At 61.8% G+C, this 4622-nt stretch carries 4 protein-coding genes; all 4 read left to right on the forward strand.

Annotation, left to right across the window (positions count from 1 at the left end; genetic code table 11):
- A partial coding sequence (locus tag Q0106_RS02475) for an amidohydrolase family protein (RefSeq protein ID WP_297608430.1) occupies nucleotides 1-458 on the forward strand: 458 nt, incomplete at its 5' end.
- A gap of 24 nt (nucleotides 459-482) precedes the next feature.
- Complete coding sequence (locus Q0106_RS02480) at nucleotides 483-1670, forward strand: porin (protein WP_297608433.1); 1188 nt, start codon at nucleotides 483-485, stop codon at nucleotides 1668-1670.
- Nucleotides 1671-1771: 101 nt separating this feature from the next.
- Nucleotides 1772-3205, forward strand: coding sequence for a lyase family protein (locus tag Q0106_RS02485; RefSeq protein ID WP_297608436.1), 1434 nt, complete (start codon nucleotides 1772-1774; stop codon nucleotides 3203-3205).
- 17 nt (nucleotides 3206-3222) lie between these two features.
- Nucleotides 3223-4467, forward strand: a complete 1245-nt coding sequence (locus tag Q0106_RS02490) for an OFA family MFS transporter (RefSeq protein ID WP_297608438.1) — start codon at nucleotides 3223-3225, stop codon at nucleotides 4465-4467.
- Nucleotides 4468-4622 lie beyond the last annotated feature (155 nt).

Below are 4622 nucleotides of genomic sequence, written 5' to 3' on the forward strand. Positions count from 1 at the left end.
TTACGGGCGTCAATCCCCTTGTTTCGCGAGCCTTTTTTGCCTGCGCCCGTCGAGACGACGGCACATTCCTCGTGGATGCGCTCAGCACAGACGGCGGCTCGCTTCCCCGCAATGTGATTGTGGAGGGCGGCTGCGCGCTCATGAAGCTGGGCGGACTGACGCCGCTTGAATTCGCGGCCAAGTCCTCACTGATCCCGGCCCGCATGCTGGGGCTCCACGACAAGGGCTGCCTGCGAGTCGGTTCGGATGCCGACATCACCATCTATGACCCGGTGCGCGGCAAAGCCGTTTTGAGCTTCGTTGCCGGAAGGCCGGTCCTGCAAAACGGCGCCGTCGTCGCCGGCGGCGGAACGGTTCTCACTACCAAGTTCGGCGAGGAGGCCGTCCGAAGCCGGGGCCTGAATGCCCGCGTTCTCCCCGGAGGGATTCCCGCACTTGACCGCACTTTCAACTGTTAAGAAACAAATTTAAAGGTAATCATCATGAATCAACGCAACCTTATCGCTTTTTCCGTCGCTCTCATGTTCGCCGCGCCGACGATGGCCGCCGACGTGCAGCTTTTCGGCTTCCTTGATCAGGGCATGTCCATTGTTCACGAAGATCTGAACAAGGGCATGGCCCAGCCTGCAGGACAGGCCGCTCCCAACGTTCTCGATGCGAACGGTCTCGTGGGCAAGCAGGGCGCCGTGACGAAGAGCACGCTCGGCACCGGCAACGTCAGCACCTGGGGCGTCAAGGGCGCGGAGAAGCTCTCCGACGATCTCGAGGTCATCTTCCATCTTGAAAGCGGCTTCCTTCCGGACGACGGCACGCTTTATGGCGCCGGCTCTCCGCTTTTCGAGCGCGAATCGTCCGTCGGTCTGCGCTCCAAGGCCTGGGGCGAATTGAAGTTCGGCCGCATGCCGGCCATGTCGACGGGCTCCGGTACAACGGGCCTCTTCAACAGCCGCGTCAATCCGTTCGGCGCAGGCTGGGGCAACATGACCGGCGGCTGGAAGTTTGCCGGCTCTCTTGCCGCCGCCCGCTGGAACAACATGGTGAACTACAAGACGCCGGTCATGAACGGCGTTCAGGTGCATGTCCAGCATTCGCTCGGCAACAAGAATGACGATACGGAAGGCACGGCCGACACGGACCGCTGGACGGCCTTGGGCGTCACCTGGACGGGCGAGCGCGCCTTCGTTGCGGCGGCTGTCGACTGGCTCAGGTCTTCCAACACGGCCTCCGGCGTGAAGCAGAGCGAGAAGGATTCCTGGAAGGCGACCGTGGGCGGCAACATGAAGTTCGAAGACTTCAAGCTCTACGGTTCCGCGCAGTACCTCAAGAACGCACGTTCGATCGGCGGCTATTCGACCAAGGAATGGGCACCCGTGACGGCGGCTCAGACGACGAATCTCGGCTTCGACAGCTGGGCGTTCGCGACGGGCGTTGATGTCCCGGCTGCCGGCGGCACGTTCAAGGCTTCCGTCGCCTACGGCTTCGGCGAGAACAACAATGTCTCCGAACGCAACAAGTACGACCGCATCAATGCGGGCGTCGGCTACATGTACCCGCTCTCCCGCCGCACGTCGCTCTACGGCATTGCCGGCTGCTTCTGGCAGGACGCCGACTGGCAGGACGGCAGCATCAGCGCCCGCGAGGCCATCGTCGGCATGATGCACCGCTTTTAATCAATAGGGCGAATGCCGGCCGGATGAATTGCCTTCCGGCCGACGCATGATGACTGTTGCAGATAATAGGAAAAGACATGTTGGGATTTCATATGGGAAAAATGCCTGCGCTCAAAACGGGCATTGTTCACGATACCGAGTATTGGCTTCAGCAGATCAACCGCGCTTCCGTGGTTGCCAATGTCAAGGCCGGTCTTCTGGATCGCGAAGCTGCCCGCAGGCTTCACAAGGCGCTTGATGAAATTAGGGAGGAGGCCGGCCGAGGCCTGCGCTCGAAGTTCAATCTTTACATTCAGTTCGAACCCGAACTCCTCAAGCGCTGCGGACGCGATGCCGGGATTCTTCACGCAGGACGCTCCAGCCAGGACATTCTGGCCACGTGCAATGCGGCTTTGAACCGCGAGCGCCTGGTGCTTCTCGGCGATGCCGTCGTTCGTCTGTGCGAAAGTCTTGTTGAAACCGTCAGGCGCGAGGGCGATGCGGTGGTGCCCGCCTATACGAACGGCGTGCAGGCCCAGCCGACGCTTTACGGTCATTATCTGCTTGCGCACGTCAATGCCTTTTCCCGCGATGTCGAGCGCATGATCGAATGCTGGCGCCGTCACGACGTCTGCCCGATGGGCAGCTGCGTCTGCACGGGCACCGGATGGCCGCTCGATACGGCGGAAATGGCGGGCCTTCTGGGCTTTTCCAAGCCGGTCGATCAGGCTTTTGACGCCGGACAGATCCGAGGCAATGATCTGCCGCTCGAAATGAGCCAGATCGTGACGTCCGTCATGCTTCACATCAATGCGTTCCTCGCCGACTTCATGGTTCAGTATGCGCAGGTGAAGCCCTGGGTCGTCAGCATGGACCGCAACGGCGTCTATCATTCGAGCAGCATGCCGCAGAAGCGCAATCCCGGACTCATCAACGACTGCCGACGAGACGCAGGCCTGGTGACCGGCGAAGCTCAGGGCGTCATGATGCGCATGCAGAACCTCACGCTCGGCATGGCGGACGTGCGTGACGAGTTTGCAATGGGTGCGCTTGCCGAAGATGCGGCAACGGTCATCGAAACCTTTGCCGGCATCGTTCGCTCCCTGCATGTCGACCGCGAACGCGCCCGCGACGAACTGATGAACGAATGGACCTGCACGCAGGAAATCGCCGACGTACTCATGAGAACTGCGAACATCGATTTCAGAACCGGCCACGGATTCGCATCCCGCTTCGTGACGGTGGCGCGAACCAACGGCTGGACGCCCAAGACCGTCAAGCCGTCCGATCTTCACGAGGTTTGGAAGAGCTTTGCCGAAGAACACGGCCTCAGCCCGGAATTCCCGCTCGGCGACGACCTTCTGAAGACCGTCATCGAGCCCGAGCACATTCTTGCCGGCCGCCGCACGCCCGGCAGCGCTTCGCCGCTCATGCTTGAAGCTCAGACCGAACAGGCCGATCTCCACCTTGCAGGACTGTCGACCTGGCTGAACTTCAAGCAGAACGAAGCTGCTAAGACCGCCGGTCTTCTTGAAGAAAAGCTTGCCCAAATCTGATGGACGATATCCGCACCATGAATGCAACTGACGAAACGCTCACCCGACGCCGCTGGCTGATTCTGGCAGTCATCTGTCTCATCAATCTTTGCGCGGGCTCCATCTATGCCTGGAGCGTGCTGGCGTCTGCGGCCGCCGCACACTTCACGGCCGAGCTCGGCACGACCGTTACGCCCGGCGATCTCTCGATCGCCTTCGGCGTGGCCAATGCCGTCGGCCCGATTCCGATGATTCTCGGCGGTGCGGTCAACGACCGCTTCGGCCCACGCGCGGTGATCATGGGCGGCGGCCTCCTCATCGGCCTCGGACTTGTTCTCTGCGGCATGGCGACTTCGCCGAGTTCCATCACGCTGGCGTACGGCGGATGCTTCGGCCTCGGGCTCGGCCTGACGTACGGCGCGTGCATCACGACGGCCATCCGCTACTTTCCCGATCGCCGCGGCATGGCGGGCGGCATCGTGACGGCGGCCTACGGCATGAGCTCCGTGCTCGTGCCGCCCGTTGCCCAGCGCCTTATTGAGGTCGTGGGCATCATGAACACCTTCATGGTGCTCGGGTGCGTGTTCGGCGCAGTGATCATGACGGGGGCTCTCGCCTGCCGGCGCTGTCCGCCGGACTTCGTCCCGGTCGGCATGGAGCAGGTTCGATCCGCTCGGGCGGCTTCCGGCAAGACGTGGCGCGAGATGCTCGCGTCTCCGATCTTCTATCCGATGATCGTTCTTCTTCTTTGCGGCGCGCTCTCCGGCATGATGATCATCTCTCAGGCCGCATCGATTGCCAAAACCAGCATCGGCATGGGGCCGGCGGCCGCTGCGGCTGCGGTGAGCGTGATCGCGCTCTTCAACATGGCCGGTCGTATGGCGGCAGGCATGCTTTCGGACCGATTGGGCCGCCTCGCGGTGCTGATGGGCGCGCTCGTGCTTTCGGCCTGCGGCCTCGGCGTTCTCATGACGGCCGGAACGGGTGATGATGCCTCCTTTTATCTCGGCTGCGTTCTCGTCGGCCTGTCGTTCGGCGCCTTCATGGCGATCTATCCGGGCTTTACGGCGGACCGCTTCGGGACGGCGCATGCCAGCGTTAACTACGGGATCATGTTCTGCGGCTTTGCCGCGGCCGGATTCGGCGGTCCGACCCTTATGCGCGAGATGCAGGCGGTCGGCATGGACTTCGAGGCCTGCTGCATGATGGCGCTCGGTTTTTGCGCCGCGGGCTTGATGACTGCGCTGGTTTGCCGAATCATGATGAAGACGTCCGAAGGCTGACCTTCGTTACTTTGGACAGGATGCAGTTATCACACAACAACGGCCCGGGCTTTTGCTCGGGCCGATGCTGTTTGCATGCGGGATTGGCGCTTCTCTTTGCTCTCAGCGCTGTTCACGGTAGATCCTTTTAACTGGTAACGCAGTTACTTCATGGC

Source organism: uncultured Sutterella sp., assembly GCF_937923675.1.
GTDB lineage: Bacteria > Pseudomonadota > Gammaproteobacteria > Burkholderiales > Burkholderiaceae_F > Sutterella.

Coding starts and splice junctions, on each gene's coding strand:
- Q0106_RS02480 (WP_297608433.1), top strand. CDS start 483: ATGAATCAACGCAACCTTATCGCTTTTTCCGTCGCTCTCATGTTCGCC.
- Q0106_RS02490 (WP_297608438.1), top strand. CDS start 3,223: ATGAATGCAACTGACGAAACGCTCACCCGACGCCGCTGGCTGATTCTG.
- Q0106_RS02485 (WP_297608436.1), top strand. CDS start 1,772: ATGCCTGCGCTCAAAACGGGCATTGTTCACGATACCGAGTATTGGCTT.